Here is a 22,316-nt window from a genome sequence, read left to right on the forward strand (position 1 = left end):
TCGTTGCCGTCTGTCGTCAGATAGCCTTCTGAAGAGAGATAAAGTCGCGCGACCTCAAATTCTTTAGCTACGAAAATTGTAATTAAACACTTGCTGAATTATGGTCGCCGCAACGGATTTACAGATACTTAAGTTAACCATAATAAGGAGTTTAGGATGAAAGTCGCAGTCCTCGGCGCTGCTGGTGGTATCGGCCAGGCGCTTGCCCTACTACTGAAAACCCAACTGCCTTCAGGCTCAGAACTCTCCCTGTACGATATTGCTCCGGTAACCCCAGGTGTGGCGGTTGACCTGAGCCACATCCCAACTGCTGTAAAAATCAAAGGCTTCTCCGGTGAAGATGCGCGTCCTGCTCTGCAGGGTGCCGACGTGGTGCTGATTTCTGCAGGCGTGGCGCGTAAGCCAGGCATGGATCGTTCAGACCTGTTCAACGTCAACGCGGGCATCGTGAAAAACCTGGTGCAGCAGATTGCTGAAGTGTGCCCGAAAGCGTGCATCGGTATCATCACTAACCCGGTGAACACCACCGTTGCTATCGCGGCAGAAGTGCTGAAGAAAGCAGGTGTTTACGACAAAAACAAACTGTTCGGCGTAACCACGCTGGATATCATTCGCTCCAACACCTTTGTTGCTGAGCTGAAGGGCAAACAGCCAACAGAAGTGGAAGTGCCGGTCATCGGCGGTCACTCTGGCGTTACCATCCTGCCTCTGCTGTCGCAGATCCCCGGCGTGAGCTTCACCGAGCAGGAAGTGGCTGACCTGACTAAACGCATCCAGAACGCGGGCACCGAAGTGGTGGAAGCGAAGGCGGGTGGCGGTTCTGCAACCCTGTCTATGGGCCAGGCGGCTGCACGTTTCGGTCTGTCACTGGTTCGCGCTCTGCAGGGCGAGAAAGGCGTTGTTGAATGCGCTTACGTTGAAGGCGATGGCGAACACGCTCGCTTCTTCTCTCAGCCGCTGCTGCTGGGCAAAAATGGTATCGAAGAGCGTAAATCCATTGGTACGCTGAGCGCGTTTGAACAACACGCGATGGAAGGCATGCTGGATACGCTGAAGAAAGATATCACCCTGGGTGAAGAGTTCGTTAACAAGTAATACGAACCGTCTCCCGGCAAAAAAAACGGAGCTTATCGCTCCGTTTTTTTATGCCTGTCAGTTCGTTGCCGGGTATTCCTGAATGGTGACCTGCAGCGTCAGTTTCTTATCGTTGCGCATGACTTCAACAGGGATGATAGAGCCCGGGCGAATTTCTGCCACCTGGTCCATCGTCTCCAGCGCAGAAACCGCCGGCGTGCCGTTAACCGACACAATGACGTCATTGACCTGAATCCCCGCGTTGGCCGCCGGCCCCCCTGGCGCCACCTCGTTCACCACGATGCCCTGGATCTGATCGATCCCGCCCCCCTGGGTATGCATCGGCGCAATTTCACGGCCACCGATACCGATATAGCCGCGGATCACGCGTCCGTCGCGGATCAGCTTATCCATAATTTTGGTCGCCAGCTGGAACGGAATGGCAAAGCCGATCCCTTCCGGCGTCTCGCCGTCGTTACTCTTATCGAACGAGAGGGTGTTGATGCCCATCAGTTCGCCCAGCGAGTTGACCAGCGCACCGCCGGAGTTACCGTGGTTGATGGAGGCATCGGTTTGCAGGAAGTTCTGCCGCCCGGATGGGTTGAGGCCAATACGCCCGGTCGCGCTGATAATCCCCTGGGTGATGGTCTGGCCCAGGTTGTAAGGGTTACCAATCGCCAGGACGACGTCACCAATATGCGGGGTACGTTTACGGTTGATCGGGATGACCGGCAAACCGCCCGTGGCGTTAATCTTCAGGACGGCGAGGTCAGTCAGGCTGTCAGAGCCAACGAGTAATGCCTCAAACACGCGGCCATCCTGTAGGGCGACGATGATCTGGTCGGCATCGTTTATCACATGCTTGTTGGTAATAATGTAGCCGCGCTCGTCCATGATTACCCCGGAGCCGAGAGTGCGGATCTCCAGCTGGTTATGGGCTGAGGTATTCAGGCCACGGTTATAGACGTTAACTACGGCAGGTGCGGCACGGCGAACGGCCTGGTTATAGGTGGCCGGCGTTTCATCCGTGCTATCGAACTGAGGGGCCGACAGTTTATTGAACTGACGTAAAGACGGCAGCGCCAGCAGCAGCAGGCCAGCGACAATCAAACCGATGACAATAGAACGTAAGAGCTTTAAAAGCATGATGCGCGTGTCGTTAAAAAAGGAACGATTTGCAGCATAACATGAGTTATCCGGACATCACACGCAGCGGTGATGTCCGGGTCGCAAATGCTTAGCGCAACAGAATATAGATAGACTCATTGCCGCGCATGACCTGCAGGGCAATAACCGCCGGTTTACTCTCCATCACCTTGCGCAGTTCGGCAATGGACTGCACGCGATTGCGGTTTACCCCAATGATCACATCTTCCTGATGCAATCCGGCCTGTGCGGCAGGGCTGCTCTTCTCAACGGTGTCGATGCGAATGCCTTTCGTACCATCTTTCAGCTGTCCATCGCTCAGCGTCGCACCCTGCAGCGCCGGGGCGATCAGCTCCGCACTGGCAGAGGAGGAGGTGCTCTTATCCAGCGTCACTTCAACGTCCAGCGGCTTACCGTCACGGATCAGACCCAGCTTCACTTTGGCGCCGGGTTCGGTGGTCGCTATCCGCGAGCGCAGCTCGGCAAAGCTGCTCAGCGGCTTGTCGTTGAGGCTGACGATCACATCGCCCGATTTGATACCTGCTTTTGCCGAGCCGGAGTTAGGCAGCACTTCACTGACAAACGCCCCGCGCTGTACGTTGATGTTGAACGCTTTGGCGATATCGGCGCTCATCTCCATACCTTTAATACCCAGCAGCCCGCGTTTGATTTCGCCGAATTGAATGAGCTGCTGCGCCAGGGTTTTGGCCATATTGCTGGGAATCGCAAAACCGATCCCGATGCTGCCGCCACCCGGGGCCAGAATGGCTGTGTTGATCCCAATCAGCTCACCGTTAAGGTTAAGTAACGCCCCGCCGGAGTTCCCGCGGTTGATTGAGGCATCGGTCTGGATAAAGTTTTCCAGCCCTTCCAGATTGAGGCCGCTGCGTCCCAGCGCGGAGACGATCCCGGAAGTGGCGGTTTGCCCTAAGCCAAAGGGGTTGCCCACGGCGACGGCAAAATCACCGACGCGCAGTTTGTCGGAGTCCGCGATGGCAATCTGGGTCAGGTTACTCGGGTTTTGTACCTGCAACAGCGCAATGTCGCTCTGGTCATCACCGCCAATCAGTTTGGCATCAAATTCGCGGCCATCGTTTAGCTGGACGCTGATTTTATCGGCCTGGCTGATGACATGATTGTTAGTCAGAATGTAGCCTTTTGCCGCATCAATAATGACGCCGGAACCCAGGCCTTCAAAAGGCTGGGCCTGCTGGTCGGGAGACTCATCGCCAAAATATTTTTTCAGTTCTTCAGGGACGCGTTGGCTTTGTACCGCCGTGCCCTCAACCTGAACGCTGACCACCGCAGGCAACACTTTTTCCAGCATGGGGGCAAGGCTTGGAATGGCCGCCTGGCCAGGCACCTGGGAGGGAAGGGCGGCAAATACAGGGACGGACGCCGAGAGAGATAACCCGACACTTAACGCGATAGCGCTCAACAGCTGGTTTTTTTTCTTCATCGATGTTGACTCTCGTAACCTGGAATAAAGGAAAAACGGCCCCAAAAACACGTTGATGTTATTGAATTTTAAACCGCTGAACAATGAGGTGTTTAACTAAATGATAGCTGGGGTCAGGAAGAAAGGACGGGCGCAATCACTGCGCCCGTAAAATAAATTCAGGTTGTGCGATTAATCGCGTTTTACACCGCCGCGCAGCAGGCCGGACGCGCCGTCTGAATAGTCGCGAGGCATCTGAACAGGCGCCTGGTCGTTACCGGCTTCAGAGTCTGCCAGACGGTTGCGGAACGGATTGGTTTCCGCCGTCATTTCCGGCAGCAGGCTGCTGGAGCTTTTTGCCATATGCTGATACAGCTGACGATAGTCGGTCGCCATGTTGTCCAGCAGCTCGGCGCTACGGGCAAAATGGCTGACCAGCTCTTCACGATACTCTTCCAGCTCGGCTTTGTTCTTTTCCAGTTCGTACTGCAGTGACTGCTGCTGACGCAATTTGCGATTACCGAAACGCATGGCCACAGCACCGATGACGATGCCGACGACTAAACCGATTAGCGCATATTCCCAGGTCATGAACTTCTCCCGTTGTCTTGTTGTTCCGTAGGGTGTTGGCTCGGCTCCTGCCTGTGCCTGATAATGCCACTATAACCGCTATTTCCGTAGAAGTGGAATCCTGACGTATCATCGCGTAGTGTAGAACGGCCTTTTTTTCATCAGTCACGTCTGCTGGTGAGCGTTAATTGAAGGAACAACAATAAGATTATGCAAAACCTGTCCCCTGCATCGCGATATCAACTGGCCCTAAACGAGGGCACTCATCAGCCGGATGACGTACAGCGTGAGGCGGTAAGTCGTCTGGAGATGATTTATCAGGAACTCACGGCCAAACCTGCTGAAACCGAACAGAATGGTGGGCTAAAGGCGGCATTTGGACGGTTGCTCGGAAAAAAAACGCCACAGGCCCACGCGCCGGTGCGCGGTCTTTATATGTGGGGCGGGGTCGGTCGCGGAAAAACCTGGCTGATGGACATGTTCTACCAGAGCCTGCCGGGGGCGCGTAAACAGCGTCTGCACTTCCACCGCTTTATGCTGCGTGTGCATGAAGAGCTGACTGCGCTGCAGGGTAAAAGCGATCCGCTGGAGATTGTGGCCGACAGGTTCAAGGCGGAAACGGACGTGCTCTGCTTCGATGAATTTTTTGTGTCTGACATCACCGATGCCATGCTGTTAGGCGGCCTGATGAAAGCGCTTTTTGCCCGCGGGATCACGCTGGTGGCCACGTCGAATATTCCGCCGGATGAGCTTTACCGCAACGGCCTGCAGCGGGCACGCTTCCTGCCTGCCATCGACGCCATTAAGCAGCATTGTGACATTATGAACGTTGATGCCGGTGTCGATTATCGCCTGCGCACCTTAACCCAGGCGCACCTGTGGCTCTCGCCGTTAAATGAAGAGACCACCCGCGAGATGGATAAACTCTGGCTGGCGCTGGCGGGGGCAAAACGCGAGCACGCCCCGGAACTCGAGATTAACCATCGCCCGCTGCCAACGCTCGGCGTTGAAAACCAAACGCTGGCGGTCTCCTTTACGACGCTGTGCGTTGATGCCCGCAGCCAGCACGACTACATTGCGCTTTCACGTCTGTTCCACACCGTGATGGTGCTGGATGTGCCGGTGATGACGCGGCTGATGGAGAGCGAGGCGCGGCGCTTCATCGCGATGGTGGACGAGTTTTACGAGCGCCACGTTAAGCTGGTGATTAGCGCCGAGGTTCCTTTATATGAGATCTACCAGGGGGAGCGGCTAAAGTTTGAGTTCCAGCGCTGCCTGTCTCGCCTGCAGGAGATGCAGAGCGAGGAATACCTGAAGCTGGAGCATATGCCATAAATGCCACCCTCTCCCTGTGACGGGGGACTTGTAGGCCGGGTGAGGCGCAGCCGCCACCCGGCATTTTCCACCGCCTCGAAAAACCCGATTTGAATCACATTTAAGGGTCGATCTTTGACCTCAACTTCTCTATAATCTTGCGACCCCACGTTACGAGAAGGTTTTTTTCCCGAAACTTTCTATGTGTCGGCATGTGCTATTCGAAGGGGTAGGTTTGCCGGACTTTGTCGTGTGAACCTCAACTGACTAAACGTTTGGGTGTTCACCAACGTGTAACTTATTATTTGGGTAAGCTTTTAATGAAAACTTTTACAGCTAAACCAGAAACCGTACAGCGCGACTGGTATGTTGTTGACGCGACCGGTAAAACTCTGGGCCGTCTGGCTACTGAACTGGCTCGTCGCCTGCGCGGTAAGCACAAAGCGGAATACACTCCGCACGTTGATACCGGTGATTACATCATCGTTCTGAACGCTGACAAAGTTGCTGTTACCGGCAACAAGCGTACTGACAAAATGTACTACCACCACACCGGCCACATCGGTGGTATCAAAGAAGCGACCTTTGAAGAGATGATTGCTCGCCGTCCTGAGCGTGTGATTGAAATCGCGGTTAAAGGCATGCTGCCAAAAGGCCCGCTGGGTCGTGCTATGTTCCGTAAACTGAAAGTTTACGCAGGCAACGAGCACAACCACGCGGCACAGCAACCGCAAGTTCTTGACATCTAATCGGGATTATAGGCAATGGCTGAAAATCAATACTACGGCACTGGTCGCCGCAAAAGTTCCGCAGCTCGCGTTTTCATCAAACCGGGCAGTGGTAAAATCGTAATCAACCAGCGTTCTCTGGAACAGTACTTCGGTCGCGAAACTGCCCGCATGGTAGTTCGCCAGCCGCTGGAACTGGTTGATATGGTAGAAAAACTGGATCTGTACATCACCGTTAAAGGTGGTGGTATCTCCGGTCAGGCAGGTGCGATCCGTCACGGTATCACCCGCGCTCTGATGGAGTACGACGAATCCCTGCGTTCTGAACTGCGTAAAGCTGGCTTCGTTACTCGTGACGCGCGTCAGGTTGAACGTAAGAAAGTGGGTCTGCGTAAAGCACGTCGTCGTCCACAGTTCTCCAAACGTTAATCCATTCTGCTTACGCAGAACGATTGGCGAAAAACCCGCTTCGGCGGGTTTTTTTATGGATAATGCGCAGGTTATCCACAATATCCATGCATATATCTTCTCTTTTTCCACATTTCCAGAATCCCCTCACCACAAAGCCATCAAAATCTGGTAAACTATCATCCAATTTTCTGCCCAAATATCGGTGAATACTCGATTTTTGTTCGATTCTTGAACAATGTGTCTTCTCTGGGATGGGCGATACAACATCTGGCTGGCCCCTGTTGGGCTGGTAGCAGTAAAAATTCTGAATATACCTGGAGGTTTTCATGGCTGTCGCTGCCAACAAACGTTCGGTAATGACGCTGTTTTCTGGTCCTACTGACATTTATAGCCATCAGGTTCGTATCGTGCTGGCCGAGAAGGGTGTCAGTTTTGAGATCGAGCATGTGGAAAAGGATAACCCGCCTCAGGATCTGATCGATCTCAACCCGAGCCAAAGCGTACCGACGCTGGTGGATCGCGAGCTGACCCTGTGGGAATCCCGTATCATTATGGAATACCTGGATGAGCGTTTCCCGCATCCGCCGCTGATGCCTGTTTACCCTGTTGCGCGTGGTGAAAGCCGCCTGTACATGCAGCGTATCGAGAAAGACTGGTATTCGCTGATGAACGTGATTACCAGCGGATCCGCTGCCGAAGCCGACGCTGCGCGTAAGCAACTGCGTGAAGAGCTGCTGGCAATCGCCCCGGTGTTTGGTCAGAAACCGTTCTTCCTGAGCGATGAGTTCAGCTTGGTAGACTGCTACCTGGCACCGCTGCTGTGGCGTCTGCCAATCCTGGGCGTAGAGTTCAGCGGTCCTGGCGCGAAAGAGCTGAAGGGCTACATGACTCGCGTATTCGAACGCGACTCTTTCCTGGCATCTTTAACTGAACCGGAACGTGAAATGCGTCTCGGCCGAGGCTAATGACTGTGGAAATGTCACAACTTACCCCACGCCGTCCGTATCTGCTGCGCGCCTTCTATGAATGGCTGCTGGATAACCAGCTCACGCCGCACCTGGTTGTGGATGTGACGTTGCCGGGCGTGCTGGTTCCAATGGAATACGCACGTGACGGACAGATTGTACTGAACATCGCCCCGCGCGCGGTGGGTAACCTGGAGCTGGCAAACGATGAAGTGCGCTTCAACGCGCGTTTCGGCGGCGTACCGCGCCAGGTTTCCGTACCGCTGGCTGCTGTGCTGGCTATCTACGCGCGTGAAAACGGTGCGGGTACCATGTTCGAGCCGGAAGCGGCATATGATGAAGACGTTGCCAGCCTGAATGATGACAATGCATCTGATGAGCGTGAAAGCGACACGGTGATGTCAATTATCGATGGCGACAAACCCGATCATCAAGATGACAATGACCCTGATGACGATCCGCCTCCGCGCGGTGGTCGCCCAGCGCTACGCGTTGTGAAATAAATCCGCTTGCGCCGTTTGTAAAAAGCCAGTGATATCACTGGCTTTTTTTATTTCTGTATCAATCTACCGTTGTAATATTTTTAAATAAGCATTGTTTATATCTCTTGTTTCTTCATTGCTTGATTAATAATTAAATAGATTTATAAACCCCATGAATAAATGAGGTGTGAACTAATATCAAAACGATGAGAAAAGTAAAGAGGAATTCTGAGTAATATTATTTTTTTGATGTTGATCTCTTTTTTGATTGGGTGATTTCTTAATAAAATAAGGAAAAAATCATTTTGTGGTTATCCTTAATAGAATAGTTAATTTTGCTAAATTGCATGTATTTATAAAAACAATACTATGTGCACATGCTGACAAGCATGACGACAATCAGTAACTGGTAAAGGTATTTATCATTACTGGGTTAAATATTGCAATTACTCATATGTTAAGGATTAACAAGTGAAAAAAGTTTTACTCGCTACTGCGCTTTCTCTGTGTGTGACTTCAGCATTTGCTGCAGACCCTTCAGCTGTACTGAAGGTTAAAGGTACGCTGACGAATGCAGCATGTACGCCAGTATTAAGCAACGGCGGTACTGTTGACTACGGTACAATTAATTTGGGCACTCTGAACGCTTCTGCTGTCAACCAGTTGGGACAGAAGAATATCGATCTGACCATTAACTGCACCGCAGCAACAAAAGTGTCCTGGAATATGGTTGACGATCGCGCTGATACTAACGCGGGTCTGACCGTAGAAAACGGTATGTTTGGTGGTGGTATTATTAAAGGCGCTAGCCAAACTTACGGTGTGGGCAAAACCGCGGGTGGCGTTAACATTGGCTCTTACGCTCTGCTAGTTAAAGTAGACAGCGTAACGGCTGATGGTGCTGCGGTAGATCCAATCTATCAGCAGAACGCGACGGGTACCTGGACCAAATCCACCAACGGTTCTTCTCAGGGCAGCCATATTCGTGACTTCACCGTTGCGTCTGCAGGTTCTCTGGATCCGCTGGCCTTCCAGACCGCGACCTTCCCGCTGGCAACTTCACTGGCTCTTCAGGACACCACAACTCTGGCGATTACGGACGATACTCAGCTTGACGGTCAGTTGACCATCAGCCTGCGTTATCTGTAAGACTTTATTGAGTAAAAGTAATTTTAAAATAATCCAGAGAGTGAATGTTCTGCATTTACTCTCTTTTTAACAGCACGATAAACATGGAATGTTCTGTTGGGCTATCAAGGAGATAATATTATGCAATGCATAAGGTCGAATATATTTAAAACACTTTTTACTGTCGCTTTATTTTCCGCCAATTTTGCGGTGCATGCAGAAGGTATGGTGCCAGAAACCAGCCTGCTAATTATTGATGAAGCCACACACAGCGGTACCATTAACGTAAAAAATACGGATTCACACCCATCCTTATTATATACGAACGTTGTAGACCTGCCGGACGACCAGGGGCTTAAGTTGATCGTCACGCAGCCTGTGGTTCGCCTTGAGCCGGGCCAAACGCAGCAGCTTCGTTTTATTTTGCAAAGCAAGCAGCCGCTGGATGTTGAGCATTTAAAACGCGTCACATTTGACGGTATTCCACCAAAAAATGACGATAAAAAAATTAAAATTGGCATTAATATTCGCCAGGATATTCCAGTGCTAATACGCCCGGCTACGCTGGGGGTCGTGACGGATGCGTGGAAATACCTCAAATGGTCTACGGTCGGATCTTCTGTAAAAGTAACCAACCCAAGTAAGTACGTTGTTCGTCTGGCACAAAAAGTCGTATTACAACCTTCAGGCGCAAACGCCACGCTTTCCAAAACTTACCTTCTGCCAGGGGAGACGATGACGGCTGCGTTGAACAAAACGAGCAGCGGTGATAGCCACGTTAAATTTTTCCCGGCCAGCCGTTATGGCATTGAAGTGCCGAGTTTTACCTCAGAATTAAATAAATAATATAGGGATCAAACGGTGAATAAAAAAAGCCGTATTGCACTTTGTGTCCGCGCAGTTCTCTGCGGCACCTTGCCTCTGATGATGTTTGACTCCGCCTCCGTACTCGCAAGGGAAGTGACGTTTGATACGGGGGTAATGAAAACGCTGGGGTTATCGAGCGACTTGAACCATTATTTCGCTGAAGCACCGCGTTTTCTGCCCGGAACCCATTCCGTGAACGTTAAAGTGAATGGTGAAGATCGCGGAATGGCCGCCGTCCGTTTCAATAAGGACGGCGTGCTGTGTTTTGATAACGATCTGCTTGATTTCGCAGGCCTCATGCCAGTCCCCCTGAAGGCAGGCGAGGCGTGCCACAACATCCGCGACGACTACCCGAAAGCGGTAATCAACGCGTTGCCAAACCAGGAAGCCGTTGAGTTGTATCTGCCGCCTGAAGCGGTAAACAGCCTGTCGTCGGATATCCGAAACTTCCAGCACGGCGGTGCCGCCGGGATGCTCAACTATTCGCTGTTCAGCACCCGTAACGAATATGGCGGTAGCGACAAAACCCGCTATTCGCAGGCCAATCTGGAAGCGGGTTTTAACGCATTTGACTGGTCGCTTCGCAGTAATTACATCCTGACGGATGACAATGGCAAGAAAAATGCCGACAGCATTTACACCTACGCAGAGCATGTTTTTGTCCCGCAGAAGTTAACCATGCAGGTCGGTGAAATTAATGCCATGTCTAATGTGCTGAGCGGCATACCCATTACCGGTATCCAGCTTTTGCCGACTTGCGGGCTGACAAAAGACGGCAGCGGCGTCAGCGTGTCAGGCATTGCCCGTTCCTCCCAGGCTCGCGTGGAGATTCGCCAGAACAATCAGCTGATCTTCAGTACGCTCGTGCCCGCGGGACCATTTACGCTGGATGACGTGCCGGTTGCGCGTAACAACGTCGATTTAGACGTTTCCGTCGTAGAGTCGGAAGGCTCCACGAATCACTTTATTGTTCCTGCTGCCGCTGTGAAGCAGCGAAATCTTTCTCGCCCGCAGGGGCTTACCGTGTCTGCCGGTCAGGTGCGCAGTATCGATAGCGACTACAGCGATCCGCTGGTGATGAACGTTTCCGACGGCTGGCGCATTTTCCCGTGGATGAACCTTCTGGCCTCCGGTACTGCCGCTCAAGATTACCAGGCAGCTGGCGGTCGTACCGATTTTCTTATCAGCGATCTTTGGTCTGTTTCCACGACGGTTGCGGCAAGCAAAGAGTCGTTTGGTGACAGCAACAGTGGACTTAAAACCGAGCTAGGAAGCGATCTTACGCTTTCCTCCCATGTATCGCTTTCCACCAGCGCGACGCACTACAGCGGCGGCTACCGTGAGATGGCAGAAGCGATGGACGATGACTATCAGGGGTACGATAACGCCTACTCCGGCAGCATACGTTTCTCATCCGGTCTGGCAGGCGTTTTCTCAGCAGGCTTCAACTATAACCAGAGCAGCGGGAACTCTGAGGATTCCCGCTATCTGCTTCTGTCGTGGGGTAAGACATTTAAATATGCCAGCGTTACCGCCAACTGGCAAAGCGCTGTGGGCAACGTCGATGACGACCAGGATGATGAAATGCTGTACATCAACGTCAGCATTCCGCTGAGTCCGGGGCAGTCTGTCAGCACTTACATGCGCAAGCAGGGCGACAATACCACTTACGGTGTGGCCAACAGCGGTTCGCTGGGCGAAAACACACACTACTATATCGCCGCCGATCGTGACCAGTCGTCCAGCGATAATAGCTTCAACGGTAACCTTAACACCAACCTGCATTATACCCAGCTGAGCGTGGGTGGTGGCAGCAACGGTGATCACCAGCGTAACTATAACGCCACCCTGGCGGGCGGCATCGCTATGCACAAAAATGGCGTGACGTTCTCGCCGTATGCGATTCGCGATACCTTTGCGATTGCCAGACTGAGCGAGAAGAAAAGCGGGGTAGAAATCGCTACGCCACAGGGTACGGTCTGGACCGATGCCTGGGGACAGGCGGTTGTACCTTCGCTAAACGAGTGGCGCAATTCGCGTATAGAAGTGGATGCCAACAAGCTGCCGCAGAATATGACGCTGGCAAACGGCACCCGATATATCGCCGCAGGTCACGCTTCAGTCAGCGAGCTTGACTTCAAGGTGCTGAACAGCCGACGTGTGATGCTGCGTATGAAGCAAACCGATGGTCAGCCGCTGAGAAAAGGGCTGGCAATCGTGGATGAGAAGGGCAACTACATTGTGACGGTCGTTGATGATGGTCATGTCTTTATCAACGATGCGGATCAGTTACCGGCGCTGTACGCCATGGACGCCAACAACAATCGTTTGTGCAAACTCGATTTCGCTCTTCCTGAGAAACGCAATGAAGACGCCTTCTATGAAGAAGTAAACGGAGTATGCCGATGAATTATCAACAAACAGTAGGATTAACAGCGCTGGGGATACTTTTCTTCGTGGCGACTGCAAATGCGGAAGATTGCCAAATATCGCTTTCGCAGCCGGTGGTGGATTACCATGAAATGCGTCGAGATAATATCGATAAAACCCAGCAGAACTGGCACAAAATGGCGGACCGTACCCTCAACGTTAATGTTTACTGCCCGCAGCCGCAGCAAATGGCGGTGTTGTTACAGGGGACGGCAGGCGATAAAGGGCGCTTCACATTCGGCCAGTCTGGCGGGATGGCGGTTAAAATCGATGATATGACCATCGACGGTAAAAATTACACCGTCGGCAAAACGGTCGATCAGCTCGGTTTTACTCCGCAAAGCGGCACGCCTTCGCCGTTTTATGTGCGTAATAATGAAGCGGTTATTGCGGTTGATAATAATCAGGTGCCTTCAGGCCAGCAGATGAATTTCCGGGTCACGCTATCACCTGTGCTGGATGACAATGCGTTTAGCCGCATCACCGATCAAACCGTACTGGAAAGTGACTTAACCTGGACTCTGCTGACGAGGTAGCATTTCGGGGAGTAAAAAATAGCTCTTCATTATTTCTATCGCCAATGAAATGCCTGTTTTTTTCTTGCAGCTGACTCAAGCATTGATAGGCTGGCAACCTTCATGCTGAAATATCTGAAATTTTTTTGATTACGCTGTAGGTAACAAAGGGAATAAACCGGAAGGTTTATTCCCTTTTTTCTTACACTTCCAGGTAGTTCAGTATCCCGTCAGCCGCTTTGCGCCCTTCGGCAATCGCCGTCACCACCAGGTCGGAACCGCGAACGATATCGCCACCGGCGAAGATTTTCGGGTTGCTGGTCTGGAAGGCATTATCGCTGCCTTCTGGCGCAATAATACGGCCCTGCGAGTCCAGCTCAACGCTGTGCTTCGCCAGCCATTCCATGCTGTGAGGGCGGAAACCGAACGCCATCACCACGGCGTCGGCCGGGATCACGTGTTCAGAACCGGCCACGATCTCGGCGCGACGACGGCCTTTTGCATCCGGTGCGCCCATCTCAGTGCGCGCCATCTTCACGCCGCTCACTTTACCGTTGGCATTCACTTCAATACCCAGAGGCTGGATGTTGAACTGGAATTCCACGCCCTCTTCACGCGCGTTTTTCACTTCACGCTTAGAGCCCGGCATGTTCTCTTCGTCACGACGGTAAGCACAGATAACGTGCGCCGCATTCTGACGAATGGAGGTTCGCACGCAGTCCATCGCGGTATCACCGCCGCCCAGCACCACCACGCGTTTGCCTTCCATGCTGACGAACGGCTCATCAGCGGTTTCGCCGTAACCCATAATCTGCTTGGTGTTGGCAATCAGGAACGGCAGCGCGTCATAAACGCCCGGCGCGTCTTCGTTTTCCAGACCACCGCGCATGGACTGATAGGTACCCACGCCCAGGAACACGGCGTCGTAATCCTTCAACAGATCGTCGAGCTGTACGTCGCGGCCCACTTCTGTGTTCAGTTTAAACTCAATGCCCATGCCGGTGAAGATTTCGCGGCGACGGGTCATGACCTCTTTTTCCAGCTTGAAGGCCGGGATACCGAAGGTCAGCAGGCCGCCGATCTCCGGATGACGGTCAAAGACCACCGCCTTCACGCCGTTGCGGGTCAGCACGTCCGCACAGGCCAGGCCCGCCGGGCCCGCGCCGATGATCGCCACGCGCTTTTCGGTTTGCTTCACGCCGGTCATGTCCGGACGCCAGCCCATCTCAAACGCTTTATCATTGATATAGCGCTCGATGTTGCCGATGGTCACCGCGCCAAACTCGTCGTTTAGCGTACAGGAACCTTCGCACAGACGATCCTGAGGGCACACTCGGCCGCACACTTCCGGCAGGGTGTTGGTCTGGTGAGACAGCTCGGCGGCTTCAAAAATACGTCCTTCGTTGGCCAGCTTCAGCCAGTTAGGGATGTAGTTGTGTACCGGACATTTCCATTCGCAGTAAGGGTTACCGCAGGACAGGCAGCGGTCTGCCTGTGCTTTGGCCTGGCCTTCTGAAAACGGCTCGTAGATTTCAACAAATTCAATTTTACGGATCTTCAGCGGTTTCTTTGGCGGATCAACACGCTGCAGGTCGATAAACTGGTATACGTTCTGGCTCATCTGAATTCCTTACTGCGCCTGCACGCGCAGCTCTGCTGCGCTACGACTACGGTGACCCAACAGGGCTTTAACATCGCTGGACTTCGGCTTAACCAGCGCGAATTTCGCAGAGAACGCCGGCCAGTTCGCCAGGATCTCTTCGCCGCGCGAAGAACCGGTATGCTGCACATGTTCGGTAATCAAACCGCGCAGGTGTTCTTCGTGAATGGCCAGCGTGTCAACGTCCAGCACTTCTACCAGTTCAGGGTTCACGCGTTTACGGAACTCACCGTCTTCATCCAGGACGTAGGCAAAACCGCCCGTCATGCCTGCGCCGAAGTTCACGCCGGTTTTACCCAGAACGCAAACAATCCCGCCCGTCATGTATTCACAACCGTTATCGCCAATGCCTTCCACCACGGTGATAGCACCGGAGTTACGCACCGCAAAACGCTCGCCCGCACGGCCCGCGGCAAAAAGACGACCGCCGGTCGCGCCGTACAGGCAGGTGTTACCGATAATGCTGGCTTCATGGCTGCGGAAGGCTGAGCCGACCGGAGGACGTACCGCCAGAAGACCGCCCGCCATGCCTTTGCCGACGTAGTCGTTGGCATCGCCGGTCAGGTACAGCTCAACGCCGCCTGCGTTCCACACGCCGAAGCTCTGACCCGCAGTACCGCTGAAGTGCGCGGTAATCGGATCGGCTGCCAGCCCCTGGTCACCGTGCGTCTGCGCGATGTAGCCGGAGAGGGAGGCTCCCACGGAACGGTCGGTGTTGCGGATATCAAACCAGAACGTTTTGCTCTGCTTGTCGTCCACATACGGCTTCGCCTGTTGCAGCAGCTGTGCGTTCAGCACGCCGTTATCGAACGGCGGGTTGTTCTCGGTACAGTAGACCGCTTTGCCAGGATGCGGCTGCGCGGTTTCCAGCAGCTTAGACAGCTCCAGCTTCTGCTGCTTGGCGGTGAAGCCTTCCAGCTCTTTCAGCAGGTCGGTACGGCCAATCAGGTCTACCAGGCGCTTCACGCCCAGCTGCGCCATCAGCTCGCGGGTTTCACGGGCGATGAAGTCAAAGTAGTTGGTCACTTTGAACGGCAGACCGTGATAGTGATTCTTACGCAGCTTCTCGTCCTGGGTCGCAACACCGGTTGCGCAGTTGTTCAGGTGGCAAATACGCAGGTATTTACAGCCGAGCGCAACCATTGGGCCGGTACCGAAGCCGAAGCTTTCCGCACCCAGAATCGCCGCCTTGATGATGTCGAGGCCGGTTTTCAGGCCACCGTCCACCTGCAGACGGATCTTGTGACGCAGACCGTTAGCCACCAGCGCCTGCTGGGTTTCCACCAGGCCAAGTTCCCACGGGCAGCCCGCATATTTCACGGAGGAGAGCGGGCTTGCGCCGGTACCACCGTCATAACCGGCGATGGTGATAAGGTCCGCATAGGCCTTCGCCACGCCGGTGGCAATGGTGCCGACGCCCGGTTCGGAAACCAGCTTCACGGAGATCATCGCTTTCGGGTTGACCTGCTTCAGGTCGAAAATCAGCTGCGCCAGGTCCTCGATAGAGTAGATATCGTGGTGCGGCGGCGGAGAGATCAGCGTCACGCCCGGTACCGAGTAGCGCAGTTTGGCGATGTACGGGGTAACTTTATCACCCGGCAGCTGACCGCCTTCGCCCGGTTTCGCACCCTGAGCGACTTTAATCTGAATCACGTCGGCGTTGACCAGGTACGCTGGCGTCACGCCAAAGCGGCCGGATGCCACCTGCTTGATACGGGACACCTTGTTGGTGCCGTAACGGGCAGGATCTTCACCGCCTTCGCCGGAGTTAGAGTTGCCACCGATGCTGTTCATGGCTTCCGCCAGCGCCTCGTGGGCTTCCGGGCTCAGCGCGCCGATGGACATCGCCGCGGTATCGAAGCGTTTGAACAGTTCGGATGCCGGTTCGACTTCGTCAATGCTGACCGCTTCATCACCCGGATTCAGGGCTATGAGGTCGCGCAGCGTCGCCGCCGGACGGTTGTTCACCAGTTCAGCGTACTGCTGATAATCACGGTATTCGCCGCTCTGAACCGCCTGCTGCAGCGTGCGCACCACGTCAGGGTTGTAGGCATGATACTCGCCGCCGTGAACGTATTTCAGCAGACCGCCCTGATCCAGCGGCTTACGTGCCAGCCAGGCGCGCTTGGACAGGTTCACCAGATCCTGCTGGAAGTCAGCAAAACCGGCGCCGCCGATGCGGCTGACCACGCCCTGGAAGCAAAGGTTGGCGACCTCATCGTGCAGGCCGACCGCTTCAAACAGCTTCGAGCAGCGGTAGGAGGCAATGGTCGAGATGCCCATTTTGGACATGATCTTGTACAGACCTTTGTTGATGCCGTTACGGTAGTTCAGCATCACCGCGCGGTAATCTTTGTCGATCGCGCGAGTATCCACCAGACGGGCCAGCGTTTCATAGGCCAGGTACGGGTAGATCGCCGTCGCACCAAAGCCTAACAGCACGGCAAAGTGGTGCGGGTCGCGCGCGCTGGCGGTTTCAACAATGATGTTGGCGTCGCAGCGCAGGCTCTTATCCACCAGACGCGTCTGGATAGCGCCCACCGCCATTGGTGCAGGCACCGGCAGACGGTTTTTCGCGATGTTGCGGTCGGACAATACCAGCAGCACGGTACCGTTACGCACCATCTGTTCGGCTTTGTCGCACAGCGCATTCACCGTCTCTTCGAGGCTCGCGTCGTTCACGTCGAAGGTAATATCGAGCGTGTCGGCGCGATAGTGCTCCTCTTTCATGGTGGTGAGCTGTTTGAAATCGGAGTACAGCAGGATCGGCGATTTAAAGGTCAGACGGTGCGCCTGGCCTTCGGCCTCGCAGAAGACGTTCATCTCGCGACCGATGCTGGTGGCCAGCGACATCACGTGGGCTTCACGCAGCGGATCGATTGGCGGGTTGGTGACCTGCGCAAACTGCTGGCGGAAGTAGTCGTAAATGATGCGCGGCTGGCTGGAGAGCACGGCAAACGGGGTATCGTCACCCATCGAGCCGACCGCTTCCTGGCCGTTCTCACCGAGCACGCGGATGACGGAGTCCAGCTCTTCCGCGCTGTAGTTAAACTGCTTCTGGTAGCTGGCGAGGGTGTCATCGTCCAGCTCGCGGCTGCCCACTTCTTCATCCGATAGATCTTCAAACGGCACCAGACGACGCACGTTTTTCTCCATCCACTCTTTGTACGGATGGCGGCTCTTCAGATCGTTGTCGGTTTCGGCGGAGTGCAGGATGCGTCCACTGCGGGTGTCGATCACCATCAGCTCGCCCGGACCGACGCGGCCTTTCTCGACCACTTCGTCAGGCTGGTAATCCCAGATGCCGACTTCAGAGGCGCAGGTGATGAGCTTATCTTTGGTGATGACGTAGCGCGCCGGACGCAGGCCGTTACGGTCCAGGTTACAGGCAGCGAAACGACCGTCGGACATGACGATGCCCGCCGGGCCGTCCCACGGCTCCATGTGCATGGAGTTAAAGTCGAAGAACGCGCGAAGCTCAGGGTCCATATCCGGGTTGTTCTGCCAGGCCGGCGGCACGAGCAGACGCATGGCGCGCACGATATCCATCCCGCCCGCCAGCAGCAGTTCCAGCATGTTATCCATCGAGCTGGAGTCCGAGCCGGTTTCGTTCACGAACGGCGCGGCATCGTGCAGGTCAGGGATCAATGGCGTCTGGAACTTGTAGGTACGGGCGCGGGCCCACTGGCGGTTACCGGTAATAGTGTTGATCTCACCGTTGTGTGCCAGGTAGCGGAACGGCTGCGCCAGCGGCCAGCGTGGAACGGTGTTGGTGGAGAAGCGCTGGTGGAACAGGCAAATGGCCGATTCCAGACGCAGGTCCGCCAGGTCCAGGTAGAAGCGCGGCAGGTCAGCCGGCATACACAGACCTTTATAGATGTTCACCAGGTTAGAGAGGCTACAGACGTAGAACTCTTTATCGTCCTGGAGACGTTTTTCAATGCGGCGGCGGGCGATAAACAGACGGCGTTCCATATCACGCGGACGCCAGCCCGCAGGCGCGTTGACGAAAATCTGTTCAATACGAGGCAGCGAGGAGAGGGCGATTTCACCGAGCACCCCTTCGTTGGTTGGCACATCGCGCCAGCCGACAATCGACAGGGTTTCACGCTGAAGTTCTTCTTCGACGATGCGGCGTGAGGCGGCAGCTTTTTCAGGATCCTGGTTCAGGAACAGCATGCCGACAGCGTAGTTTTTGGCTAAACGCCAGCCGCGCTCTTCCGCCACGATGCGGAAGAAACGATCCGGTTTTTGCAGCAGCAGGCCGCAACCGTCGCCAGTTTTACCATCGGCAAGAATGGCGCCACGGTGCTGCATACGGGCCAGTGCGTGAATAGCGGTACGCACCACCTTGTGGCTAGGTTCGCCTTCTATGTGGGCGATCAGGCCGAAACCACAGTTATCCTTCTCAAGGGATTTATCGTACAACATATCAGTGAACCTCCCCAGGCTCGTCGGGCTTCCCACTGAACTTTACCGTGGCGCACAGGCACAGAAAGAGCATGGCGACGGGGTTTGCGTTTCATACGCGGACCTCGCATTCGCCCTCTTTTTCATCCTTTCGCGCAGGTAAACAAGTTTGAGGACTTGCTTCAGAGGGAATCTCAATTACTGCATAAATATGATGAGCAGGCCGCTCATCCAGAAAGCTTCCAGCGGATTTCCAACTTATCGGGAATTGGTACACAGGTCAAATGGCAATCTTATTTATACAAAAATGTGCTAAAGAGAGTTTATCTGTTTGTATTTTAAGGTTATTTAACTAATTTTACATTGAATGAATGCCCTGAAAGAGCGCAGCGGAGTGTGATCTGACTCACTATATGAAAGCGGTATTATCCATGTAGCGTGCTGAATAGCGGTTTTATAGCAGAACAATAATCTGGCATTGGCCGCAAACCCGCATAAACACACTGTTTTTCAGTGATGGCGCTATAAATGAAAAAAACAATCAGAACATAAGGAAAAGTAATCACATGCGGCGTGAATGAAATTGCAGTAATCCTGATTATTTATTCATATAGATAAAGGCCGTCCAGGGCGATTGATCCAGGTCATCGCCGACAGAGGCTAAAAATGGCAGGCTTGTCCCCTTTCTCCGGGACGGTCTATCAGATTATGCAGTTACAGAAATTAGTCAATATGTTTGGTGGGGATCTTTTGCAGCGCTACGGGCAAAAGGTTCATAAGCTGACGCTGCACGGCGGGTTTAGCTGCCCGAATCGCGACGGCACCATCGGGCGCGGAGGCTGCACCTTCTGTAACGTCGCGTCGTTTGCCGATGAAGCACAGCAACATAACTCTATCGCTGAACAGCTTGCTCATCAGGCCAGCCTGGTGAACCGTGCGAAGCAGTATCTGGCCTATTTTCAGGCTTACACCAGCACGTGGGCGGAGGTGCAGGTATTGCGATCGATGTATCAGCAGGCCGTCAGCCAGGCCAACATCGTTGGGCTGTGCGTGGGAACCCGCCCGGACTGCGTACCGGACGCGGTGCTGGACCTGCTCAGCGAGTACAAAGAACAAGGCTACGAGATCTGGCTGGAGCTGGGCTTGCAAACCGCACATGACAAAACGCTGCACCGTATCAACCGTGGCCATGATTTCGCCTGCTACCAGCGCACCACGCGCCTGGCACGCGAGCGCGGGCTGAAGGTCTGTTCACATCTGATTGTCGGTCTGCCCGGCGAAGGTCAACAGCATGCCCTTGAAACGCTGGAAAAAGTCGTTGAAACCGGCGTGGACGGCATCAAGCTTCATCCGCTGCATATCGTGAAGGGCAGCATTATGGCGAAAGCCTGGGAGGCCGGGCGGTTAAGCGGTATCGAGCTTGAGGACTATACGGTGACGGCGGGGGAGATGATTCGCCACACGCCAGCGGAGATTGTCTACCACCGCATCTCGGCCAGCGCCCGCCGTCCAACGCTTCTGGCACCGCTGTGGTGTGAGAACCGCTGGACGGGGATGGTGGAAATTGACCGCTACCTGCAGGAGAACGGCGTACAGGGTTCGGCGCTGGGCCGCCCGTGGGTTCCGCGTCTAGCGGCGACGGCCGCCTAACAAACTCCCCAGCATGCCGCGCACGATCTGATTGGTGACCTGTCGCGCGGCGCTTTTCGCCATGGTCTGCACTACGCCGTCGCGTTTGCCGCCGCGCGGCCCGGTGCTGCCGAACAGGATGTCTTTGAGTCCACCAAGAATGCCGTCATCCACGGCGACAGACTGCCCTTTAGCGGCAGGCGCATCCTGCGATTCCGTTGTCGCCTGGACTCCTTTTTGCAGCATCTCGAACGCAGATTCGCGATCCACCTCGTCTTCGTACTTCCCGTAAACCGGTGAGTGGTTAATCAGGCCGTTGCGTTCATCGTCGGTCACCGGCCCCATGCGCGAGCAAGGGGCAATGACCATGGCGCGTTCCACTACGGACGGGCTGCCCTTCGCATCGAGGAACGAGATCAGCGCTTCACCGGTGCCTAACGCCTGAATCGCCGCTTCGGTATCAAAGGCCGGATTGGCGCGCATGGTTTGCGCGGCGGCTTTTACCGCTTTTTGATCTTTCGGCGTGAAGGCGCGCAGGGCGTGCTGTACGCGGTTACCGAGTTGTCCCAGTACGTTATCGGGGATATCCGACGGGTTTTGCGAGACAAACCAAACGCCGACGCCTTTGGAACGGATCAGGCGGATAACCTGCTCGATCTTGTCCAGCAGCACCTGCGGTGCATCGTTAAACAGCAGGTGCGCTTCATCAAAGAAGAACACCAGCTTCGGCTTCTCAAGGTCGCCCGCCTCTGGCAGCTGTTCGTAAAGTTCAGAGAGCATCCACAGCAGGCTGGCGGCGTAGAGTTTCGGCATCTGGTAGAGCTTTTCGGAGCTCAGGATATTGATAATGCCTTTGCCACTGCTGTCGGTGCGCATCCAGTCTTTGATATCCAGCATCGGCTCGCCGAAGAAGTGCTCGGCACCCTGTTGCTCCAGCGTCAGTAGGCCACGCTGAATTGCGCCCACCGAGGCGCTGCTGATGTTGCCGTACTGGTTCTGGAAGGATTTGGCGTTATCGCCGATGTACTGCGTAATGGCGCGCAGATCTTTGAAATCAAGCAGCAGCAACCCCTGGTCATCGGCAATACGGAAGATGATATTCAATACGCCGGACTGCACGTCGTTGAGGTTAAGCAAACGGGCCAGCAGCAAGGGACCGAGATCGGAGACGGTAGCGCGCACCGGGTGGCCTTTTTCACCGAAGATGTCCCATACCACCACCGGGTTACCGTGCGGCGTCCAGTCCGTGATGCCAATATTTTTCAGCCGTTCGAGCAGTTTTTCAGAGGCGGTACCCTCCTGAGCCACACCGGTTAAATCGCCTTTTACGTCAGCCATAAAGACCGGTACGCCAATCTCTGAAAGCGACTCCGCCAGCTTTTGCAGGGTGACCGTTTTCCCCGTCCCGGTCGCACCGGTGATCAGACCGTGGCGGTTCGCCATCGCGGGCAGTAAATAGAGCTCTTTTTCCAGCGTCCGGGCAATTAACAATGGTGTACTCATGATGCGCTTCCTCTCGTAGTCCTGGGTGGAGTATAGGCAACCTGAC

17 protein-coding genes are annotated in these 22,316 nt (G+C 54.5%); 11 read left to right on the forward strand and 6 right to left on the reverse strand.

Features of this window, described 5'->3' with window-relative positions; all coding sequences use genetic code 11:
* Positions 1–156 precede the first annotated feature (156 nt).
* A complete protein-coding gene (mdh, locus tag LLF79_RS11365) occupies positions 157–1,095 on the forward strand; it encodes a malate dehydrogenase (protein WP_008502835.1) in 939 nt (312 codons plus the stop codon).
* 57 nt (positions 1,096–1,152) lie between these two features.
* Here mdh and degS read toward each other — a convergent pair whose 3' ends face one another.
* The 3 genes from degS to zapG all read right to left on the reverse strand — a co-directional run bounded on the left by degS (position 1,153) and on the right by zapG (position 4,249).
* Positions 1,153–2,220 (reverse strand): outer membrane-stress sensor serine endopeptidase DegS, encoded by a 1,068-nt coding sequence (degS, locus tag LLF79_RS11370; RefSeq protein WP_008502834.1) that lies wholly within the window; start codon positions 2,218–2,220, stop codon positions 1,153–1,155.
* 91 nt (positions 2,221–2,311) lie between these two features.
* A complete protein-coding gene (gene degQ, locus LLF79_RS11375) occupies positions 2,312–3,679 on the reverse strand; it encodes a serine endoprotease DegQ (RefSeq protein WP_021242281.1) in 1,368 nt (455 codons plus the stop codon).
* Between the two features lie 171 nt (positions 3,680–3,850).
* Positions 3,851–4,249: a Z-ring associated protein ZapG gene (gene zapG / locus LLF79_RS11380; protein WP_008502832.1), complete on the reverse strand. Its 399-nt coding sequence runs from the start codon at positions 4,247–4,249 to the stop codon at positions 3,851–3,853.
* A 189-nt stretch (positions 4,250–4,438) separates the two neighbouring features.
* Between zapG and zapE the strand changes: the two genes are divergently transcribed.
* From zapE to LLF79_RS11425, 9 genes are all read left to right on the forward strand, one after another.
* A complete protein-coding gene (gene zapE / locus LLF79_RS11385; protein ID WP_227879547.1) occupies positions 4,439–5,563 on the forward strand; it encodes a cell division protein ZapE in 1,125 nt (374 codons plus the stop codon).
* A gap of 299 nt (positions 5,564–5,862) precedes the next feature.
* Positions 5,863–6,291 carry a 50S ribosomal protein L13 gene (gene rplM, locus LLF79_RS11390; RefSeq protein ID WP_003860434.1) on the forward strand — a complete coding sequence of 143 codons (429 nt, stop codon included), beginning with the start codon at positions 5,863–5,865 and terminating at the stop codon, positions 6,289–6,291.
* Between the two features lie 15 nt (positions 6,292–6,306).
* Positions 6,307–6,699: a 30S ribosomal protein S9 gene (gene rpsI, locus LLF79_RS11395; RefSeq protein WP_003860436.1), complete on the forward strand. Its 393-nt coding sequence runs from the start codon at positions 6,307–6,309 to the stop codon at positions 6,697–6,699.
* 308 nt (positions 6,700–7,007) lie between these two features.
* Entirely contained in the window at positions 7,008–7,646 is a 639-nt protein-coding gene (gene sspA / locus LLF79_RS11400) for a stringent starvation protein SspA (protein WP_008502830.1), read from the forward strand.
* 5 nt (positions 7,647–7,651) lie between these two features.
* Positions 7,652–8,149: a ClpXP protease specificity-enhancing factor gene (gene sspB, locus LLF79_RS11405; protein WP_025912562.1), complete on the forward strand. Its 498-nt coding sequence runs from the start codon at positions 7,652–7,654 to the stop codon at positions 8,147–8,149.
* A gap of 450 nt (positions 8,150–8,599) precedes the next feature.
* The gene (locus LLF79_RS11410) at positions 8,600–9,277 is read left to right on the forward strand and encodes a DUF1120 domain-containing protein (RefSeq protein ID WP_227879548.1); all 678 of its coding nucleotides are present in this window, start codon (positions 8,600–8,602) and stop codon (positions 9,275–9,277) included.
* Positions 9,278–9,397: 120 nt separating this feature from the next.
* The gene (locus LLF79_RS11415; RefSeq protein ID WP_008502827.1) at positions 9,398–10,102 is read left to right on the forward strand and encodes a fimbria/pilus chaperone family protein; all 705 of its coding nucleotides are present in this window, start codon (positions 9,398–9,400) and stop codon (positions 10,100–10,102) included.
* Between the two features lie 15 nt (positions 10,103–10,117).
* Positions 10,118–12,532, forward strand: a complete 2,415-nt coding sequence (locus tag LLF79_RS11420; protein ID WP_227879549.1) for a fimbrial biogenesis usher protein — start codon at positions 10,118–10,120, stop codon at positions 12,530–12,532.
* A complete protein-coding gene (locus LLF79_RS11425; protein WP_023294675.1) occupies positions 12,529–13,089 on the forward strand; it encodes an outer membrane protein in 561 nt (186 codons plus the stop codon). Before LLF79_RS11420 ends, LLF79_RS11425 begins: the two co-directional genes overlap by 4 nt.
* A 181-nt stretch (positions 13,090–13,270) precedes the next feature.
* On the opposite strand, the gene gltD is transcribed toward LLF79_RS11425, so the two are convergent.
* Together gltD and gltB are read right to left on the reverse strand one after the other, a co-directional pair.
* The gene (gene gltD, locus LLF79_RS11430; RefSeq protein ID WP_047746908.1) at positions 13,271–14,689 is read right to left on the reverse strand and encodes a glutamate synthase subunit GltD; all 1,419 of its coding nucleotides are present in this window, start codon (positions 14,687–14,689) and stop codon (positions 13,271–13,273) included.
* Positions 14,690–14,698: 9 nt separating this feature from the next.
* A complete protein-coding gene (gene gltB / locus LLF79_RS11435; protein WP_021242273.1) occupies positions 14,699–19,159 on the reverse strand; it encodes a glutamate synthase large subunit in 4,461 nt (1,486 codons plus the stop codon).
* A gap of 687 nt (positions 19,160–19,846) precedes the next feature.
* On the opposite strand from gltB, the gene LLF79_RS11440 reads away from it, so the two are divergent.
* Entirely contained in the window at positions 19,847–20,788 is a 942-nt protein-coding gene (locus LLF79_RS11440; RefSeq protein WP_139963887.1) for a TIGR01212 family radical SAM protein, read from the forward strand.
* Here the strand turns inward: LLF79_RS11440 and LLF79_RS11445 are convergent.
* Positions 20,768–22,270, reverse strand: coding sequence for a helicase HerA-like C-terminal domain-containing protein (locus LLF79_RS11445; RefSeq protein ID WP_008502820.1), 1,503 nt, complete (start codon positions 22,268–22,270; stop codon positions 20,768–20,770). The genes LLF79_RS11440 and LLF79_RS11445 overlap by 21 nt on opposite strands.
* Positions 22,271–22,316 lie beyond the last annotated feature (46 nt).

It is taken from the genome of Enterobacter cloacae complex sp. 2021EL-01169 (assembly GCF_020733125.1).
GTDB classification, from domain to species: domain Bacteria; phylum Pseudomonadota; class Gammaproteobacteria; order Enterobacterales; family Enterobacteriaceae; genus Enterobacter; species Enterobacter roggenkampii.

What these genes read in the sequence shown, in the direction of transcription:
- mdh (WP_008502835.1), top strand. Translation starts at nt 157, where the DNA reads ATGAAAGTCGCAGTCCTCGGCGCTGCTGGTGGTATCGGCCAGGCGCTT.
- degS (WP_008502834.1), bottom strand. Translation starts at nt 2,220, where the DNA reads ATGCTTTTAAAGCTCTTACGTTCTATTGTCATCGGTTTGATTGTCGCT.
- degQ (WP_021242281.1), bottom strand. Translation starts at nt 3,679, where the DNA reads ATGAAGAAAAAAAACCAGCTGTTGAGCGCTATCGCGTTAAGTGTCGGG.
- zapG (WP_008502832.1), bottom strand. Translation starts at nt 4,249, where the DNA reads ATGACCTGGGAATATGCGCTAATCGGTTTAGTCGTCGGCATCGTCATC.
- zapE (WP_227879547.1), top strand. Translation starts at nt 4,439, where the DNA reads ATGCAAAACCTGTCCCCTGCATCGCGATATCAACTGGCCCTAAACGAG.
- rplM (WP_003860434.1), top strand. Translation starts at nt 5,863, where the DNA reads ATGAAAACTTTTACAGCTAAACCAGAAACCGTACAGCGCGACTGGTAT.
- rpsI (WP_003860436.1), top strand. Translation starts at nt 6,307, where the DNA reads ATGGCTGAAAATCAATACTACGGCACTGGTCGCCGCAAAAGTTCCGCA.
- sspA (WP_008502830.1), top strand. Translation starts at nt 7,008, where the DNA reads ATGGCTGTCGCTGCCAACAAACGTTCGGTAATGACGCTGTTTTCTGGT.
- LLF79_RS11415 (WP_008502827.1), top strand. Translation starts at nt 9,398, where the DNA reads ATGCAATGCATAAGGTCGAATATATTTAAAACACTTTTTACTGTCGCT.
- LLF79_RS11425 (WP_023294675.1), top strand. Translation starts at nt 12,529, where the DNA reads ATGAATTATCAACAAACAGTAGGATTAACAGCGCTGGGGATACTTTTC.
- gltD (WP_047746908.1), bottom strand. Translation starts at nt 14,689, where the DNA reads ATGAGCCAGAACGTATACCAGTTTATCGACCTGCAGCGTGTTGATCCG.
- gltB (WP_021242273.1), bottom strand. Translation starts at nt 19,159, where the DNA reads ATGTTGTACGATAAATCCCTTGAGAAGGATAACTGTGGTTTCGGCCTG.
- LLF79_RS11440 (WP_139963887.1), top strand. Translation starts at nt 19,847, where the DNA reads ATGCAGTTACAGAAATTAGTCAATATGTTTGGTGGGGATCTTTTGCAG.
- LLF79_RS11445 (WP_008502820.1), bottom strand. Translation starts at nt 22,270, where the DNA reads ATGAGTACACCATTGTTAATTGCCCGGACGCTGGAAAAAGAGCTCTAT.